We start from the raw sequence: 18,322 nt of genomic DNA on the forward strand, positions 1-18,322 counted from the left end.
CTCTTCCATCAAACAAGGTACAATTTCCATAACTAAACTATTATTTCTGTCAGTCATTTTTTCTTTCTATCCACCATACAGCATAAAAGACACCTAGAAAAAATTGCAGCTATCACTATAGTTAAGGTAATCCACTTTCTTACCTTCGATATCCATAAGCATATGCCACTTTATTTTAAATACAATGCTATTATGCTTTTGAAAGAGGTTTGCATTAATTCCAATATAATTCTAACGAGGGATTAATTGGTGAAATTACAAATGCATGAAGTTTTTACCAGACAATCGGTACTTCTTAAAGAAAGCTTTGCGTCTTTTCTGTTTCTAAGCCTTATGTCATAACCGTCGATAATCCAGCGTCCCCCTATAGCCATTCAATAACTAAAAGATGCCTGAAAGTATTCAAATAAGACAGATTCTGAACAATATCGCTTCACAGCATCATCGTTTCATTAAGTAACGAGTATATTCCATGCTTAGATCAAAACGTATGAAACAGCTATCTCTATATTGAGTGATGTTGAAGGAAAACATATAATGAAAAAAGGACAACTTCACCATCAGGTAAAGTCTGTCCAAAATGAAGTAGAATTTATTCATGAACTAATCGGAATAAAAAATTAATTAAGGGTATTCATCTTTATGAAATAGATCATCATAATTTCAAAACAACAAAAAATATGGGATTATCCCATTACTTATAAACAGGAAAATTTCTCCAATAAATAATTTTATCTTTTTTAAAAAGCCTTTAGTATCACAACACCAATAATGATAAGACCAACAGAAACTAGCTTTCTAGTGCTTTTTGATTCTTTAAATAGATAGATACCCAACAATGTAGTACTAACAATTGTCAATCCTGCCCATATCGCAAAAACAATACCCATTTCAAAATATTTTGTCGTTAATGAAACAAAATAAATACAAGGAATAAATAGCAGGAATGCGCCTATTGTCGGAAGAAGGACTTTAAAACCTTTAGATAACTTTACACACAGTTGTCCTGAAACCCCTAAAATCAAACTAATTGCTAAAAATAAATAGCCCACTATTTAACCAGCCTTTCTTTAGACTTTCCTTTCATGTTAAGAGAAATGGAACCAATAATAATGAAACAAATTCCCAGAATTTTAGATATAGAAATAGATTCACCAAAGAAAACTATTCCAGTAATAACAACAAGTACTGTTGCACCTCCTGCATACAAGGCGCTAGCTACTCCTACTTCCCCTCTAGCATTAAGCAGCATATATGCCGAAATGGAGGAACAATAAAATATTATAGCTAGAATGGTTGGGACAAAATTCGTAAATCCATCCGTTATTTCAAGAAAAAAAACTGCGATAACTTCTAAAATAATGGCAAAAAATAATAACAGATAAAACAATACAGCCTCTCCTTTTCCGAGAATTATACCTAAATTAAAATAACGTATTTAAAATAAGATAAAGTGAACCTTTCCATCAGTGGGAGGGTTCTTCATCCCCCGCTGATGGAAGCTTGTGGTCCACAAGATGGGAATCACACAAACGAAGACATAAGGAAGTGGCGACCTTAGTTTGTGTACCTCCCTCTGACCTTTACAGGCAGAGTTATCCTCACCTCGTTTCCTCGATTTCTCCGCATCTTGAGGTTGGGGGTCTTACTGCCCGTTAAGAATGGGATAAAATATGCCTTTATTGCATCATTTTAAAACCTATATCTCTAATATTTATCCCCCTATTAGCAACCTTATTTGATGGTCACTATTTTATCTTAGCAATAATATCTTGTAAAATAATGATAAGTGATCGTAGATATCATTAATCTTGATACCTAATTTATACAACCTAGTTTAGTAGATGAGGAGGAAAAGAAAATCATGGATGTTGAAGATATTCGTATTTTTATGGCTGTTGCAGAACATGGCAGTGTAAGTCTTGCTGCAAATGAATTAGGTTATGTCCAACCGAATGTCACTTCACGTATCCGTTCTCTTGAAGGGAAAATTGGAAAGCCATTATTTCATCGCCATCGACGTGGAATGACATTAAATGTGGAAGGTAAAAAACTTTTAAAGTATGGAGAACAACTGATGCAATTGATGAATCAAATGCATCAAGCATTTCAGGATGAGGATGATCCTTCTGGATCGCTATGCATTGGATTGGTCGAAACAGTAGTAGGCTTTCCTGATATTCTGTCTTTATATTATGGCAAATATAAAAAAGTGGATATAACACTTGTATCGGGAGTAAGTTCACAATTAATAGAAAAAGTTCTAACGTATCGGTTGGATGGAGCGTTTGTAGCGAAGCCAGTCAATGAACCATTGCTTGATCAAGTTCCTGCATTTGAGGAAGAGATTGTCCTTGTTTGTGGTACCATTAGAGAAGAATCTAAAAATGTTCAATCTGGCAAAGAATTACTGCACTTACCGTTTATTTTATTTAATAAAGGATGTCAATATAGAGAAAACTTACAGCATTGGCTAAAAGAAGAAAAGATGACGACACCAAGAATCATGGAATTTGGTACACTTGAAACCATTATGGGAACAGTTATTGCTGGACTTGGTATTACGGCAATATCACGATCCTTGGTGGAGAAATTTGAGAAAGAGGGACTAGTCCGACTATTTCCATTCCCTAAACCTTATAAAAATATTGAGATTGTTTATATCCGTCGATCAGATTCCTTCCTTGGCGTAGCAGAGAGTAAATTTATGGATGCGATTGCTGAAATAAGAATAAAGTGAACCTTTACGGGCAGTTATCCCCCACCTAGCTTCCTCGATTTCTCAGCATCCCCGAGGTGGAGGGCTTACTGCCCGTTAAGAGTGGGATAAAACATAAAGTACTATAACTATCATAAAAGAGCATTTAGCGGAAAAAGATTCGCAGATGGATTCCGAGCTATCTCCCTTTACAAATGAAAAAATGGCAGGTGACTAACATGTTTTTAAAAAGAATTAGTTTAATAAAAGAAAATATCCCTACATATGAGCAATACCCTTTCTCCATCCCAGCCATTAAAAATTTTCAAGCATTAGATTTAAAAAGCAATGTTACTTTTTTTGTCGGAGAAAACGGCTCAGGAAAATCGACTCTACTAGAAGCCATTGCCGATAAATGCGGGTTTCATACTGCTGGCGGCAGCAAGAATAACTATTATGATGTGCATTCCGCCAACTCTGACTTAGGAGAGTTTATCCGCTTAGCCTGGCTGCCAAAAGTCACAAATGGATTTTTCCTGCGGGCGGAATCGTTTTATCATTTTGCCACACATATTGATGAAGTAGACGAAACTGGTTTTCGGGATTATGGCGGCAAATCATTGTTGCAGCAATCCCATGGGGAATCGTTTCTGTCCCTCTTTTTAAACCGCTTTAAGGGAAAAGCAATCTATTTATTGGATGAACCGGAGGCCGCGCTTTCCCCGCAAAGGCAGCTAGTTTTTTTGCGGATTCTGCATCAACTAAGCACATCAAATGAATGTCAATTTATTATCGCCACACACTCTCCTATTCTATTAGGCTATCCAAATGCAACAATTTTAAGCTTTGACAGTGGCAGAATTGAAGAAATGGAGTATGAAGAAACCGATCATTATCAAATTACCAAATATTTTTTGCACAATCGAGAGAAAATGCTGAATGAGCTTTTAGAAGCAGAAGAATAATAGTGACAAAAAGGATATGTTCCTTCAAAGATCAGAGGAACATATTCTTTTATTAGGAGAAATGCACCTTACTTTAGCATTACACGATAATGACGTATCGATTTAGGAATCCCTTTCATCTTCAATACCCCGCCATACACTAAATCACGTATGCGATATTCTATAAAAGAATCACTTAATTTGTCTTCCATCGTATCAATTGCTTCCCCAATAATAGTGGAAACTTTTATAAAGGCTTTGTTTTCCTGTTTTTCATGGATTGTTTCGATTATTTTCAAAAGAAAGGCATCAAAATACTGCTCCGAAACACTGCAAATTTCGTTGTGCTGCCAAATACGTAATACCTCCCTTGACTGTTCCAACGATTTCCATTCTTCTATATAACAGGCTTTTTCCTCATTAGAAAGCTTTTTTTCTTTTTTCTTCATCTCAAAAAAGAATTTTAATTTCTCTGATTGAAACATAGAAACATAGGATTGTTTTATAGCGTCTTGTGCTTCTATATGGACAAGATGAATATCATTTGTTTTCTCAGCTAATAAAAATAGTAAGAAACGGAGTGCTGTTTGTTCTGCACTATTATTACCATACCAAATATAAATAGGAGATTGTTCTGGGATTTCTGCTATTTCAGCAAGTGTATTCGTAAAGCGAATTTCCTGGTCAAATTCACTTATTTCCGTATTAATATGATCGAACAGCCATTCAAACCGTTCTGCTTGTCCGCTTTTAGTATGTAAATTCTTTATGGGACCAACTGCCAGATATTCAGACAAACCAATCACCTTTTTAGGAAAATCAAGCGCAACGCGTAAAGAACCGGCTGCTGATTCAGATGCTGCAAGATGGACTGGAGTATGCTCCGCATAAGGGTAACCTCCATTATTGATGGTCAATGATTTTTTATGGTTAACAATTTGCCTGTTAACCTCTTTTATCATAAAAGCAATTCCTTCCTCACTCATAACAAAACCACTGCCAGTAACAGGATTCTCATCTTCATGATTAAATGCCGCAAACTCTTCTCCATCTTTTAGTTCATAAACTGTACAATCACCAGCTTCTATTAGCTGAGAAGTTCTTATGTACTTTTCTGTTTTAATTTCATATACAAACACAACTGATTCACTATAGAAATAAATGAATGGATAAATACATCTCGTTTCCATTCAATCCCCCCTTCCTTTTCATAAATTTTACCATATCTTTTTTATTGAATTTGTTTAATAAAGAACTTTTGATTAAATAAAGATATTTTGGATGCGTAAAATTTGTTAAAAAGCTAGATAACTTTTAAATCCTTAAAAACCTACTGATTAAGAAGAGAAAGCATTTTTTCATGAGGAAAATCAGTCTCCATAGCAGCAAAAATTTCGGATAAAATACTCTCCATATTAACAGTTAAGTATGTCAGCGCTTTTTGCACGTACCCATTTTCAAATTGCACTAATGGCCTCGGCAATTCTTCTTCATCTAAAAGAAAGATTTGCCCATTAGGAAACACAAGTACATCCAGTATTAAATCTTCAAAACTTAGGCATTCATCTGTTATGAATGTATGTTGTACGATATTAAAATAAGCGCCTAAATAACTGCCCTCTTCATCTCGCCACATATAGACATTATAAGGGCGGTCATTCCAGTAAAAAGCGGTGGTATAACTGCCTTTAGAAATAGTTAGATGCTTTCCTTCGACTGTTGTCATCGTAAAAGAATCCGTGATTTTATGAAAAAGGACAAAATGCGGTTCGACTTGCAACAATAAACAGCTATATTCGACTATTTTGTTGTTATAACGGATTTTTTTTTCGATAATTTTTTTATTTTGCTGAAAATTCATACTAACATGATCCCTTTCTATGCTATATTCCTCCATAATATCCCTACTATATTTATTATTCACAGATACTCTCCTATCATTTTGTTATCATACCATTTTTATCGATTAATCATTATTTTATTTCCTTTTATTATTATTAATCTTACTATTACCATTAACTCTTAAACTCGTACATACTAATGTAAATATACTTCCCTGTTTATTTGGACTAAAGAATAAAGTAAACTTCCATCAGTGGGGGTTTTTCCTCATCCCCCACTGATGGTTAGTTGCACTTATCGGACCTTTACGGGCAAGTTTCAACACCTAGCTTCCTCGATTTCTCGGCATCCCCGAGGGGGGGCTTACTGCCCGTTAAGAGTGGGATAAACTTTTTGCAACCCACATATTCTGAGCATAATATAATATAAGCCGTGCTACATTATATTTTATTTATTTTATTTCGTTCAATATTCATTTTTTCCACATAGGATATGAATAAGGAGTTGAATGTTATGAAAAAGCAACATGAACAGTTTGAGATCGAAACGCTTAAGCTTATTAAAAATAAACTTGATTATATTTACTCCATTGCTAAAAGCTACAACAATGATAACCGGGAATTAATGGGAACTATTGAAAGTTTAGCTTCAGTAGCGAACATGTTTGCGAAGATTAAATTAGAAGAACTAAACGGTAAAGAACAAACATCAGGTCCTCAAGGATTCATTGTGAGTAAATTAGGAAACGTATACTCAAATTTGAAAGAGTATGAAAAGCAAAAGCAAGAAATAGATTTTCCAGATTGGAAGCTTTGACGTTTGCTTTGTACTTTTTTCATTAGAGATTGCAGCGCCAAATCAGCGCTTATTTTAATCCTTCTCCTATTTATTACAAAGCAAAAAACAAAATAGAAAATCCCACCTATTAAGTAGAGTGGGATTTTGTCTATAACCAATGATAAAGTGATTGTTTTATTATTTAGAAAGCTCCAAAAAGCCTTTCCCAAACACATCGCGGACATCGTGAATGGTAATGAATGCTTCTTCATCCACTTCTTTAACTATTTTTTTTAAGATCACCATTTCTTGTTTGCTTATCACAATATACAGAATTTCTTTTGCATCTTTTGAATAAAAGCCTTTTCCGTACATAACGGTTACGCCACGATCCATTACGTCGTTAACTTTTTCTGCAATTTTGCTTTGTTGACTTGAGATAATCGTTACAGCCTTTTTCGGGTTCAATCCTTCAATAATAAACTCCATAACCTTTGTGGCAATATATAACATTACAATCGTAATCATTAATTTTTCTGCGCCTATTATAAAGTAGGCAGAAAAAGCAACAATCAAATCAAAAAACAGCAAAGAAAAACTAACATTCCAATCGAGATATTTATTTGTAATTCTTGCTAAAATCGTTGTTCCAGCAGTAGTACCGCCAACTTTTAAAATCATGCCAATTCCAATCCCAGCCAGAACTCCGCCAAAAATAGCGTTAATAACGATCTCATTTGATTCAATATGCCAGTTTTCTGTAAGATGTAAAAACAATGAATTAAAAATAACAGCAATAATGGTATAAATACATGTTTGTTTATCTAAAAACTTGTATCCTATTAAAAGTAAAAATGCATTAATAATAAAGCTGACGAGCCCAGGCCCCCATTGAAATAAATAAAACAAAATAATTGTAATCCCTGTTACTCCGCCTTCCCCAAGATCGTTTGGAATAACAAATAGATTAACAGCTAAAGCGAATAAAAAGGTTCCAAGCATAATAAAAACAATATCTCTTCCTTTTTTGTACATTTCTCTACTCATTTTTTTCACCTATTCTTTAAATTAATAATCTTGAATAATTCCTTTCTTACATTTTTGATTTATATCATGTTTAGGAAGAGTTTGTAAATATATTTTTTTATTTATTCAGCATCTCTTTATCCAAACAATAAAAATATATATCATACAAGTTAAAATTGTACATATAGGAATATTTTTTCTATAACTGGGTAAAGACAACTAACCTTTTCTCTAAATAATACCCATTGCTAAATTTTCTTTTTTACGAAAGAGAATTTGGCGGGGGGTGATTACATGAGAAAAGTTAGTGGAATAAAAAATCTAATTATTTACCTTCACTCGCTGGACTTTTCTATAACAGAAGATGAAATCAATCGTTTAATAGAAGAAAAGGCTATTCCCCATCAAAAACTCATTCGAAGCATTTTGATTTTTGACCTAGACCATATTGATTGGTGGGTAAAGGAATATCGTGAAAAGGGTAGATGAAGGGAGCTCCGCTATTTTAGCGGAGTTTCAGTCTGAACATCTAACATTTATTCTACATACTAAAACTCTGCTATTTTCTTAGAGATTCAACTGTAATTTCGATCCGCACATTCCCCTAAAAAAAGGAAGGCAAACAAGTTCAATTTGAACTAATTCTCCTTCCTTCTATCTTGATAAAGTTGTTATACGACTATTATCCTTTTGTTACAAGAAGTTTTGCTCTTGTTTGTTTTGCTGCTTCTACCATAACTTTTAACGCTTCAACTGTCTCATATTCACCGCGTGTTTTTAAACCACAGTCTGGATTAATCCAGAACAATTTCGAATCAAGCACCTTTAATGCACGGTCAACGTTTCTTGTGATTTCTTCCAATTCTGGAATACGAGGGCTGTGAATATCATAAACACCTAGGCCGATTCCTTTTTTGTATTCTGTTTCTTCGAAGGCATTTATTAGCTCTCCATGGCTTCTTGATGTTTCGATGGAAATAACATCCACATCTAAAGCATCAATGCTGCCAATAATATTTTTAAAATCAGAATAGCACATATGTGTATGAATTTGCGTTTCATTTTTTACACAGGATACAGACAATTTAAATGCATATACTGCACCATTTAAATAGTTCTCTCGTTTGCTCTGTTTTAATGGAAGCCCTTCGCGAATTGCCGGTTCATCTACTTGAATCATGCCGATGCCGCTTTGTTCCAACGCTTCTACTTCCTTGCGAAGTGCCAACGCAATTTGATTTGCTACTTGTTGTCTTGAAATATCATTTCGTACAAAAGACCAGTTTAAGATCGTAATTGGTCCTGTCAGCATTCCTTTTACTGGCTTGGATGTTAAGCTTTGTGCGTAAACCGTTTCCTTCACTGTCATTGGTTCTTGGAATGCAACATCTCCAAAAATCACCGGCGGTTTTACACAGCGTGAACCATAGGATTGCACCCAGCCGAATTTAGTAAATTGGAAACCAGCCAACTTCTCTCCGAAATATTCCACCATATCTGTTCTTTCAAATTCACCGTGCACCAATACATCTAATTCTAATTTTTCTTGGATCTCAATCCATCTTTTTGTTTCGTCCTCAATAAATTTGCCGTATTCTTCGTTTGATACTTCCCCTTTGCGCCATTTTAAACGCTTCTTCCTAACTTCAGCTGTTTGTGGGAAGCTTCCAATTGTTGTTGTTGGCAAAATAGGCAATTGAAATACTTTATCTTGAAGCGCTAAACGTTCTTCAAAAGCAGCATATCTTTCGGAAGAGAAAGAAGCAAGGTTTTGAATCGCTTCTTGCACTTCTACATTATTGCGATAAGAAGACTCGGATAATGCTGAAATTGCTTTTTCACTGTTGTGCACTTCGTTTTGGATAGCAGATTTTCCTTCTTGAACACCTTTTGCAAGAATAGCAACCTCTGATAATTTTTCATCTGCAAATGAAATTGCTTCTTTTAACACTGGGGCTAATTCCTGTTCATTTTTCACCGTTACAGGTACATGCAATAGGCTACAAGATGGCTGAACAACTATACGATCTTTTCCTACTATTTGAGCAATTTCTCCTAAAAGAGAAGATGCTTGTTCTAGTGAAGCTTTCCAAATATTTCTTCCATCCACTACGCCTGCAAATAACACTTTATCCTCAGGGAAACGTTTTGTTTTAAGCGCTGTAATATTTTGACCTTCATCATGAACGAAATCCAAACCAATTGCTTGAACAGGAAGAGAAACAACTTCTTCGTATTGATCAATGCTTTCAAAATATGTTTGCAAAATGAATTTTACATTTGGCGCAGCATTCGTTAATGCAGTATAAACAGGCTTAAATAACGCTAATTCTTCTTTTGTGATAGAAGTAGATAAAATCGGCTCATCTATTTGCAGCCACTCCACTCCCTCTTCTTGAAGCTGTTTTGCAATTTCTTCATAAAGAGGTACAAATTGGTTGATAATAGATGCAAAATCCTCTTCTTTATATCCTTTTGATAATTTCACGAATGTTACAGGTCCTAATAATACAGGTTTCCCGTCAATTCCAAGCTTTTTTTTTGCTTCTTTATAAAAGCTTAATGGGCGGTTTTCCACAAGTGTTGGTACTACTCCATCCAATTCAGGAACGATGTAATGGTAATTCGTATTAAACCATTTTGTCATTTCAGATGCTACAGCGTTTTTTGCACCACGGGCAATTTCAAAGTACGTTTCAAGGGATACTTTACCGCCATTATAGTCAAAACGTTTTGGCACTAGTCCAAACATAGCTGCTGTATCAAGAACATGATCATATAAAGAAAAATCGCCAACAGGAATTAAATCGATTCCCTTCTCTTTTTGCTTTTTTAAATGGTTTAAACGAAGTCCTTCTATCGTTTCTAAAAACTCTGCTTTCTCTATTTTACCTGCCCAAAACTGTTCTAATGCTTTTTTCCATTCTCTATTTTCCCCGATACGAGGGTACCCCAAATTTGAACTTTTCACATTACTCATTTTATTCTCCACTCCCGGTTTTTAAATTTTTCTGCAAAATAAAAATCTCCCTTTTCTTATTGGAAAAGAGAGATTAGATGGCATTACAAATAAAGCTGAGACATTTTGATTTTCTCAACAATGCGATTCCGCACCTCCTCTATATCCACGTAGAGTATAGCTGACACAACAGGCAGGTCTCCTGACTTAGGTTCAACGCTTCTTATCCCTTCCCATTTCTTTCATTAAGAAACAGTGGTTATCTTAATAAGTTGCTCCCCATCACAGTGGCGGGACCGTGCCGGAATTTAACCGGTCTTCCCTTTTAAGCTGTACAAAATTCTTATACCGCACCTAGTGTGTTATGTATTAAATTTTCAAAAGAAAAATATTGGCTAGATAATAAGCACTATTTTCCTTAAGACAAAAAGCCTCTCTATTATTTTAGAGAGGCTTTTTGTCTTAAGGATCCTCTCTTATTTTTCAAAGCATTTTTGCTTTGCTGGAATTAGCACCTTTTCCACCAAGGTAAGAATGGTTGCTGAGGCTTCGTAGGGCCAGTCCCTCCGCCTCTCTTCATAAGAGTTATTTATTCTCGTTTTTTTAATGTAATTGGATGTTAACATACTTAATAATATTCTGTCAAAAAGAATTTTTAAAAAAACAAAAATTCTTTAACAACATTCCAGCATCACAGGTTCAGAATTCCGAAGAAAAAACATTTGTAATTTGTATGGATTAAGCCCTTTCAGCAAAACATAAATCATAGCTGTAATTTATCATCTGTGTACAAAGGAGCTTTATAAATGAATTATTTTATTGATCATTTAGATTTACATGCGAAAGGTTTATGGTTTCCATTGGTTATAAGCACCCTTCTTGTCATCATGGTCCTTTTTATTCCGAAAAAAAAGATAAACTGGAAAGACATTTATATCATATTTGGGATAATCGGATTTGCCACATGGGTATGTGAAGGTTTAATCGGAAGAGTATTTGATTTGCTTGATTTAGGAGATCCAAAAAAAAACGGGGCTCGGGGAAATCGTCAGCTATACCTTTATTCCAGCCTCCCTTGCCATTCTTTATTTAAATTACTTGACACCGGAAAATAAATGGAAACTTACAATTGTGTTTGTATTGTTTTCTTCACTTACAGACATTGGCATGAAATTATCTGGATATATGATTTTTCATGGATGGAATCTTTTCTACTCGGTTATCGTTTTCTTTGTAACATATGCGTTTTTATTGCCGATTCATATTCGATTTATTAAATCTAATGAATGAGAGCAGGGTTATTTCTATATTATTCTCCCCATTCTATACGTTGTCATTCATAATATAAGGCAATTCAAAAAGCTAAGATTAATAACTTAACCTTATTACTGTTTCATCCCATTTACAGACAAGCAGATAGTTATATTCACCTATGTTTTTTTAGAAAATACAGGAAATAACACACTTACTAAAATGTACCATTTAAAGCTACAATTTGTGATAACAACTACCAGATAGCATCAATGTTTATAGAAATATGCTTTAAGCAATTTTTATAAGGAGGTGCTTTTTTTGATAAAATCCATTATTTGCTACATTCGCAGATATCACAAATTTAACTATTATAATAATAAATGTGTAACTTGTGGTAAATTGCGGAAACAAGCTTCCTAAAGTTTTTTTCCTAATTAGAACAAGGCCAAAACGAATGAACTTTTTTAGATGCTAACCTTCAGGAGTACAAGCTGATTGATTTCCATAAAGTAAACTTCCATCAGTGGGGGTTTTCCTTATCCTCCACTGATGGTTAGTTGCACTTATCGGACCTTTACGGGCAAGTTTCAACGCCTATCTTCCTCGATTTCTCGTAATCTTGAGGCGGGGCTTATACTGCCCGTTAAGAGTGGGATAAAGCCAACTTGCAAAAATAACGAAAAAAGACTTGTTGCAGCTGCATGGGGTGGGTCCAAAAGCTGTAAAGCAGCTGGAACTAACACTGCAAGATTAAAGGTTTAGCCTTTGCTGGAGAGCAGCTATACCTTTACTAAAGTTGTTGCAAATTTCAAAAATTTAAGTGCATTGATTGATATATACTCATTAAAAATTGACAAAAAATATTATTTATGCTAAAATTTACAGTTAACCATAATGATTATATAATAGGGTTCTCATGGCCATGAGAACCCTATTTTTTTATGGAGGTCTTTTTTATGAAAACAGGCAAAGCAAGTGTTACTTCACTCGTTTCCGCTTTTAGCAGAGCGTATCATAGTGAGTTTGATCGCCCACTAATATTTGATGATTATATCGCAAAGAATTTAATCTCCCAGCAAGAGAAAAGTATGATTAAAGAGAATATGGTTCAAGGCATACAGTTTTTTAATAAAGAAATCGCAGATAAATTAGATTATAACGCAGATAAATTACTAAAATGGATTACACAAATACAGCTTTCTCCAACGCCATTAGCTCGGGCTGCTTTTTGTGAAACAGCTTTATTACATGAAGTTTTCTTAGATGCAAAGCAATACGTTATTTTAGGAGCAGGGCTGGATACTTTTTGCTTTCGCCATACGCATCTTAAAAACAAGCTGCAAATTTTTGAATTGGATTACCCCGCAACACAGGGAAATAAAATAGATCGATTACATGAAGCAGAATTAGAGATTCCTGACCATTTACATTTTGTACAAATTTATTTTTCCGAAGAATTTTCTGATAACCTGCTAGTAAATGCAGGTTTTGATCGCAGCAAAAAAACATTTTTCAGCCTTCTAGGCGTTTCCTATTATTTAATGAAAGAACAGTTCGCTCATTTGCTACAACAGCTATTTGCCATTGTTCCATCTGGAAGCTCCATTGTTTTTGATTATGGAGATGAACATCTTTTTACAGAAAAAGGGGAATCAAACAGAGTGGAAAACATGGTAAAAATGGCTGCAGTTGGCGGCGAACCAATGATTTCCTGCTTTTCTTATCAAGAAATGGAGGAATTGCTGGAGAGTGCAGGTATGCTGATATTTGAGCATTTAACTCCAAAGGATATCGAAGAACGATACTTTCAAAATCGAAGCGACTTTTTATCCGCTTTTGAAACCATTCATTTTATGCATGCTGTAAAAAATAATAGATAGCTGTTTGTCCGTTCCATCCCCTTCTGTTTAGGGCTGGAACGGACTGCTTATTTAATGCGGATTTTTTGCTTTTCATAGATCAAATCTATATTTTTAATGTCCGGGTTTAATTTTTTTATACTATCGACTGCTGTTTTATAATCTTTTGCTATTTTCGTTAACGTTTCTCCTTTTTTTACAATATGATATTTAGGTTGTATTTCATCCTCTATTATATTTTCAGATGGGTTAATCCAGCTTCCTGGAACCTCTTGCTTCTTCGTAACATTTATCATTCCTTGAAATTCCTTGTATAGATAGTATTCTCCTTTCGAAACGTTTCCTTTTTTATTTTGCTTCGCTTTTGCATCTGCTGCATTTATATAAGCATTCACCGTCTTATTAATATGATAGGTCTTCTTAGAAATCGATTCTATAACAGCTTCCTTTGCTGTTTCCTTCTTCCAATGTCCCGGACTCTTTATAATATTATTTCGATCAATGGTTACGCCGGCAGTACGAATATTATTTTCACATTGATACATATGAATAAAGTCAGCAACTTGCCCTCTTGACCATGCATACGTTTGCCAGTAAAAGTCTGCTAACCCCGCATCCTTTACTGCATTCACCACTTTGTATGAACCATAGATTCCTATTTTATAATTCTTTACTATCCTTTGTATCTCACTGAAATATTGAAGCACACTTTTCAACTGGTAAAAGGATGCATCAAAGTCTACAGCAAAATAAATAGCTGTCCCTTTTGGCTGTTGAACAGACTGTGCATATTCCATTGCTTCTTTTACATCTGCAGCTCCTTGCAAGGAAGTAAAATAGGACCCATAATTTGCACTTTTTTGATAAATGCTGATTAAATTCAATCCTTCAGCTTGAATGGCTGCAGCCTCTTCTTGATTAAATGACTTCCAGCTGTCGCCAAGATAACGGGCAGCATAATCAAAACCAGCATTTTTTAAACCCTTGGCCGTTTCAGCTGTCAATTTTGTTGCACAATCAAATCCTTTTGCCAATTCACACCACACTCCTCTTTCTATAGTTATTAATACAATAGAAAAAGAGCACCTAATAAGGCACCCTTTTTTCATTCTATTTTTTATAAAATGCGGTTTTCTTAGTTTCGTCCATAAATAACCTGCAAAAAAAGAATCAGAATCATTTTAGGTTACTTAATCGCTTTGGATCGGGATCACTCGTGTTCTCCGTTGTTCATTCAAGATTTGAACATACTGTGAGAGTTTGGAAAATGACAGCGTTTTTTTCTTGATGATATAAATTTGAGAGCTGCAGCTATCCTTCATGATATTGGGCATTTGCCATTTTCTCATGCAGTTGAATAGACGCTTGGATATAATCATCATCTTTTACAGATGTTTATAAAAAAAAGAAATAGGGAAAAAACAATTAGTATGTATTTTTTTGGAGGTTTTTTCCATGTCCACATTAAATCTGCTGAGTGATCATTCTCTATTAGAAGCATATATAGATGCAAGAAAACTTAATCTATCTTCTGAATTTATTCAAATTCTAAGAGCAGAGTTATTTAATAGAGGATTGATACAGATAATTCAGCATCTGCAGGTTAAAAATTTATAGGGATCTAATTTCTTAAGTGCAGATTGTAGCATCTAAATAATGGAGATGATTTTATTGAACAAATCACCTCCTTTGTTTTGCTAAAAAATTCAAATACTATCCCTTCTCCCTCTGCCTATCTCTTCTTCTCGACATGAAGAAACTCCCTAATTATGCTCATTATTAAAAAGTGAAAAACCATTTGGATCATTCATTTATCCAGCAATACCCCAGCATTAGGTGATATTTATGTTTGTATTTTGTGATTAATTTTTACTGCCTATTGTCATTACGTTTACTCGCTTCCCCTATTTTTCCAAATTGGTTTTAGTTTATAGACTTGAATTGATCTGATATGGATCGTTTCATCTCCAATAAGAGATAAATAATCACTGTTTTTTAGAGAAGGATAAGACCTGCTCGTAATCATTTTTTTATCATTCAAGTAGCATTCGATTGTAGAATGATCGATATAAATATGTGCGATTAATCCTTTATCTATGACAAGTGAACCACCTTGTATATCCCCTTTGCGCTGAATACTACTTTTGCTTCGGTCAAACCAAACTTGTTTTTGCTCTTTATCAAAGATTAGACTTGTTTTTTCCTGGTTCGTAGGATGCCTTTTAAATTCCAAGCCAACTACCTTGTTTGTATCTTCAAATTCCACTATTATTTCAAGCATTTTATGATGGACAACTTTAAGCTTTTCATTGATATCAACTAATAACCTATTCTTTTCATTCACTAACGTTTCATCTCTCAAAGATACTAGATTTTCCAATGGTTTCATTCTAAGCTCATTGTTTTCAAGGTAAAGTTCAATGGGAAGTCCCGCATTATGTGCCCAGCCGGCATCATGCTCTTCCTGCTCATTCCGGTTACCTTGAAGGATTGAAAATACGATTGATTTGTTTGTCAGTGGATCCACAAAACCACTTGGTCCACTAAATTTAAACCTGCCATAATCTATCAATTGTGGTTCTTGGGAATGAGGGATAAATTTAAAGTTGTTTTTATCAAAATCCCCAAGAAAATAATAGGTATCCACTTGACCTTTTGGTTCTACATTAAAATAACTCATAAAAATAAATATATATTTTGTGTTTCCCTTTCCGTCAGACACTGGTAAAAAAACAGGAAGCTCCCAATTCGTTCCTAGTAAAGGATAGTTTTTATTGTCTACCGTAAAAAATTCCCCTCTAAATGTCCAATTTACACAATCATCTGATGAATAGATCCAGGCTGTTGGGCCTTTGCCTTCTATGCCGCCTCCAATTATTAAATACCATTCCTCTTCTTGTTCATCTTTCCAGACAAATGGATCTCTAAATTGGGAAGGTATTCCTTGTTTATCGGTTTGAGTTATTGCTGCATGAGTGGACATTTCCCAATCAACTAAGTGTGGATCTTCTATATTTTTAGGACGAGCGATAGCTACACCTTGATTACATTCCTTATCAAAATTGGCAAATGTATAAAAAAGACAAGGGATTTTATTTGGTCCAATTGTTGCAGACCCAGACCAGACACCTGATGGCGTTAGGTCACCCTTTTGTGGGAACAACGCAGTTTTTTGATTTTCCCAAAAAACTAAATCATCACTTGTCCAATGTCCCCAATGCAAATTGGAGAAATAAGGACCAGATGCATTTTTTTGAAAGAATAAGTGGTATTTCCCATTAAAGTAAAAGGGAGCATGAGGCTCATTCATCCAATGTTGTGGTGGGATTGCATGGTATTGCGGACGATGTTCGTCATCTAACAGTTTACATTCATCAAGGTCTATATCCTTTAAATTAAGTGACAGCTTATCACACAAACCAAGAAACTCACTTTGGATCGTTTCAGTGGACAAAGCTTCATCAAATATTTGGATAAAATCAATCAATCCAGAAAACATCCCACCTTTAAAAATGTCACTTATTTTAAATGGGCTATTATTTAATCCGATAGATAATGGGATAGTTGAAGGTATCCACCTAGTAATGGAATCACACATCAATTGAAGTTCTGCATTTATATATAGTAGCATCTCGTTCGTTTCTTGGTTATACGTAACAGTAATGAGTGATTTTTTATAAAATTCAACTTGTTTTTTACTTCTTTGCAGATGTATTTTTTTCCCGTCTCCAATTTCAAATTGTATTTCACCATGTTGATATAGACTCAAAGCAAATCCTTTTTTATTGCTTTTATCTAATTGGTCAATGATCGTTGTTGATACTTCTCCATGGCAAGCTTCGAAACAACGAGGTGCCATTAAAGCGGATATCGAAAATGATCCTATTACCTCCAATGGTTTATCTATAATATAGGTAGAATAACCATCAAAATCTAGTGCGTAACCTGATATGGGGGACTTAATCCAACGTGGTGAACTGTTTTCTTTATACTTGGCATCATTAAAAACATACTCGATTTTCAACAGATTTCCGCGTATATGTTCTTTTGTTTGATTACCGTTTCCTTCATTAAAATTAATGTTATAAATTAAACTCATAAGCCACCTCCAATAAACCTATTATTTAATTCCAGAAGAAGAATTTTGTGGCATGATGTATTTTTGTCCGAAAATATAAACCAATAAAATGGGAATCGTTGTTATGGTTAACCCTGCCATCACTTGGTTTAAATATACTGGCTTTGTCTCATTCATAATATTTACAGCAACGGATAATGGATATTTTGAAGTTTCAGTGAAAATCATAAGAGGCCAGACATAATCATTCCAGGATCCGACAAACACTAATATTCCAATCGTCAGGAAAATAGGTTTAGAGATTGGCACAGCAATTTTAGTGAATATTTTCCAGTCCGACGCACCATCGATGTATGCTGATTCTCTTAATTCTTTAGGAATTTTCTTAAAAAATACCATAAATAAATAAATGTTAAATGCACTTCCAATATGAGGTAATGCCAGCCCCCAAACTGTATTCGTTAGATTCATTTTATTTATGATAATGAATATTTGAATTAGAACTGATTGAAAAGGAAAAATAATTAAAATAAGTAAAACTCCAGTAATATACTTTTTAAATGGTATATCAAATGTTGCTAAGGCATACCCCGCTAACGAATTGACAAATAAACTTCCTACAACAATTACAAAACTATAAAAAACACTATTAAAAAAATGAAGAGAAAAATTAAATCTACTAAAAATATCTTTATAAGGTTCCAGCCAAATAGTTATATGATTAAAATTTGGTACAAAACTTTTAATCGTACCAATTTCTTTAGAAATTTCTGCAACCGTTTTTGTGCTATTCACAAACATCCAAACAGTTGGGAATAAGAACAGGAAAGCAAATGTCATTAACACAAGCATTTTTATAGCTGTAATCACATTAGATTTCTTCAA

18 protein-coding genes, 1 pseudogene and 2 riboswitches are annotated in these 18,322 nt (G+C 34.3%); of the genes and pseudogenes, 10 read left to right on the forward strand and 9 right to left on the reverse strand.

Annotated elements, in window-relative coordinates:
* Positions 1 to 326 precede the first annotated feature (326 nt).
* Positions 327 to 624, forward strand: a pseudogene (locus ACTYBU_RS04260) (IS6 family transposase); the annotation flags it as partial.
* Between the two features lie 116 nt (positions 625 to 740).
* On the opposite strand, the gene ACTYBU_RS04265 reads toward ACTYBU_RS04260, so the two are convergent.
* Together ACTYBU_RS04265 and ACTYBU_RS04270 are read right to left on the reverse strand one after the other, a co-directional pair.
* A complete protein-coding gene (locus tag ACTYBU_RS04265; protein WP_445487418.1) occupies positions 741 to 1,052 on the reverse strand; it encodes a DMT family transporter in 312 nt (103 codons plus the stop codon).
* Positions 1,052 to 1,390 (reverse strand): DMT family transporter, encoded by a 339-nt coding sequence (locus ACTYBU_RS04270; RefSeq protein WP_445487419.1) that lies wholly within the window; start codon positions 1,388 to 1,390, stop codon positions 1,052 to 1,054. Before ACTYBU_RS04270 ends, ACTYBU_RS04265 begins: the two co-directional genes overlap by 1 nt.
* Positions 1,391 to 1,864: 474 nt before the next feature.
* Here ACTYBU_RS04270 and ACTYBU_RS04275 point away from each other — a divergent pair, with 474 nt between their 5' ends.
* Together ACTYBU_RS04275 and ACTYBU_RS04280 are read left to right on the forward strand one after the other, a co-directional pair.
* Positions 1,865 to 2,740 carry a LysR family transcriptional regulator gene (locus ACTYBU_RS04275; RefSeq protein ID WP_445487421.1) on the forward strand — a complete coding sequence of 292 codons (876 nt, stop codon included), beginning with the start codon at positions 1,865 to 1,867 and terminating at the stop codon, positions 2,738 to 2,740.
* A 197-nt stretch (positions 2,741 to 2,937) separates the two neighbouring features.
* Positions 2,938 to 3,663, forward strand: coding sequence for an AAA family ATPase (locus ACTYBU_RS04280; protein ID WP_445487557.1), 726 nt, complete (start codon positions 2,938 to 2,940; stop codon positions 3,661 to 3,663).
* A 68-nt stretch (positions 3,664 to 3,731) separates the two neighbouring features.
* Here the strand turns inward: ACTYBU_RS04280 and ACTYBU_RS04285 are convergent, their stop codons facing one another.
* Positions 3,732 to 4,832 (reverse strand): DUF1835 domain-containing protein, encoded by a 1,101-nt coding sequence (locus tag ACTYBU_RS04285; protein WP_445487423.1) that lies wholly within the window; start codon positions 4,830 to 4,832, stop codon positions 3,732 to 3,734.
* 140 nt (positions 4,833 to 4,972) lie between these two features.
* The gene (locus ACTYBU_RS04290) at positions 4,973 to 5,503 is read right to left on the reverse strand and encodes a DUF402 domain-containing protein (RefSeq protein WP_445487559.1); all 531 of its coding nucleotides are present in this window, start codon (positions 5,501 to 5,503) and stop codon (positions 4,973 to 4,975) included.
* 494 nt (positions 5,504 to 5,997) lie between these two features.
* Between ACTYBU_RS04290 and ACTYBU_RS04295 the strand changes: the two genes are divergently transcribed.
* Positions 5,998 to 6,300, forward strand: a complete 303-nt coding sequence (locus ACTYBU_RS04295; protein ID WP_445487424.1) for a hypothetical protein — start codon at positions 5,998 to 6,000, stop codon at positions 6,298 to 6,300.
* Between the two features lie 159 nt (positions 6,301 to 6,459).
* On the opposite strand, the gene ACTYBU_RS04300 is transcribed toward ACTYBU_RS04295, so the two are convergent.
* Positions 6,460 to 7,296 carry a YitT family protein gene (locus ACTYBU_RS04300; RefSeq protein WP_445487560.1) on the reverse strand — a complete coding sequence of 279 codons (837 nt, stop codon included), beginning with the start codon at positions 7,294 to 7,296 and terminating at the stop codon, positions 6,460 to 6,462.
* 285 nt (positions 7,297 to 7,581) lie between these two features.
* On the opposite strand from ACTYBU_RS04300, the gene ACTYBU_RS04305 reads away from it, so the two are divergent.
* Positions 7,582 to 7,776: a hypothetical protein gene (locus ACTYBU_RS04305; RefSeq protein WP_445487426.1), complete on the forward strand. Its 195-nt coding sequence runs from the start codon at positions 7,582 to 7,584 to the stop codon at positions 7,774 to 7,776.
* A 193-nt stretch (positions 7,777 to 7,969) separates the two neighbouring features.
* On the opposite strand, the gene metE is transcribed toward ACTYBU_RS04305, so the two are convergent.
* The gene (metE, locus tag ACTYBU_RS04310) at positions 7,970 to 10,267 is read right to left on the reverse strand and encodes a 5-methyltetrahydropteroyltriglutamate--homocysteine S-methyltransferase (protein WP_445487427.1); all 2,298 of its coding nucleotides are present in this window, start codon (positions 10,265 to 10,267) and stop codon (positions 7,970 to 7,972) included.
* Between the two features lie 154 nt (positions 10,268 to 10,421).
* Positions 10,422 to 10,619, reverse strand: a riboswitch (cobalamin riboswitch).
* A 100-nt stretch (positions 10,620 to 10,719) separates the two neighbouring features.
* A riboswitch (SAM riboswitch) is annotated at positions 10,720 to 10,831 on the reverse strand.
* Between the two features lie 221 nt (positions 10,832 to 11,052).
* Between metE and ACTYBU_RS04315 the strand changes: the two genes are divergently transcribed.
* The 3 genes from ACTYBU_RS04315 (at position 11,053) to ACTYBU_RS04325 (ending at position 13,380) form a co-directional block, all read left to right on the forward strand.
* Positions 11,053 to 11,361, forward strand: coding sequence for a hypothetical protein (locus tag ACTYBU_RS04315; protein ID WP_445487428.1), 309 nt, complete (start codon positions 11,053 to 11,055; stop codon positions 11,359 to 11,361).
* 16 nt (positions 11,362 to 11,377) lie between these two features.
* Positions 11,378 to 11,536 carry a hypothetical protein gene (locus ACTYBU_RS04320; RefSeq protein ID WP_445487430.1) on the forward strand — a complete coding sequence of 53 codons (159 nt, stop codon included), beginning with the start codon at positions 11,378 to 11,380 and terminating at the stop codon, positions 11,534 to 11,536.
* 920 nt (positions 11,537 to 12,456) lie between these two features.
* A complete protein-coding gene (locus tag ACTYBU_RS04325; protein WP_445487431.1) occupies positions 12,457 to 13,380 on the forward strand; it encodes a class I SAM-dependent methyltransferase in 924 nt (307 codons plus the stop codon).
* A gap of 47 nt (positions 13,381 to 13,427) precedes the next feature.
* Here the strand turns inward: ACTYBU_RS04325 and ACTYBU_RS04330 are convergent, their stop codons facing one another.
* Entirely contained in the window at positions 13,428 to 14,393 is a 966-nt protein-coding gene (locus ACTYBU_RS04330; protein ID WP_445487433.1) for a glycoside hydrolase domain-containing protein, read from the reverse strand.
* A 264-nt stretch (positions 14,394 to 14,657) separates the two neighbouring features.
* Between ACTYBU_RS04330 and ACTYBU_RS04335 the strand changes: the two genes are divergently transcribed.
* The gene (locus ACTYBU_RS04335) at positions 14,658 to 14,720 is read left to right on the forward strand and encodes an HD domain-containing protein (RefSeq protein WP_445487562.1); all 63 of its coding nucleotides are present in this window, start codon (positions 14,658 to 14,660) and stop codon (positions 14,718 to 14,720) included.
* Between the two features lie 94 nt (positions 14,721 to 14,814).
* On the forward strand, positions 14,815 to 14,976 hold the full coding sequence (gene sda, locus ACTYBU_RS04340; protein WP_445487434.1) for a sporulation histidine kinase inhibitor Sda: 162 nt from the start codon (positions 14,815 to 14,817) through the stop codon (positions 14,974 to 14,976).
* 274 nt (positions 14,977 to 15,250) lie between these two features.
* Here the strand turns inward: sda and ACTYBU_RS04345 are convergent, their stop codons facing one another.
* Positions 15,251 to 17,458, reverse strand: a complete 2,208-nt coding sequence (locus ACTYBU_RS04345) for a GH32 C-terminal domain-containing protein (protein ID WP_445487435.1) — start codon at positions 17,456 to 17,458, stop codon at positions 15,251 to 15,253.
* 21 nt (positions 17,459 to 17,479) lie between these two features.
* Positions 17,480 to 18,322 (reverse strand): carbohydrate ABC transporter permease, encoded by an 843-nt coding sequence (locus ACTYBU_RS04350; RefSeq protein ID WP_445487437.1) that lies wholly within the window; start codon positions 18,320 to 18,322, stop codon positions 17,480 to 17,482.

This window comes from Niallia sp. 03133, from assembly GCF_052663225.1.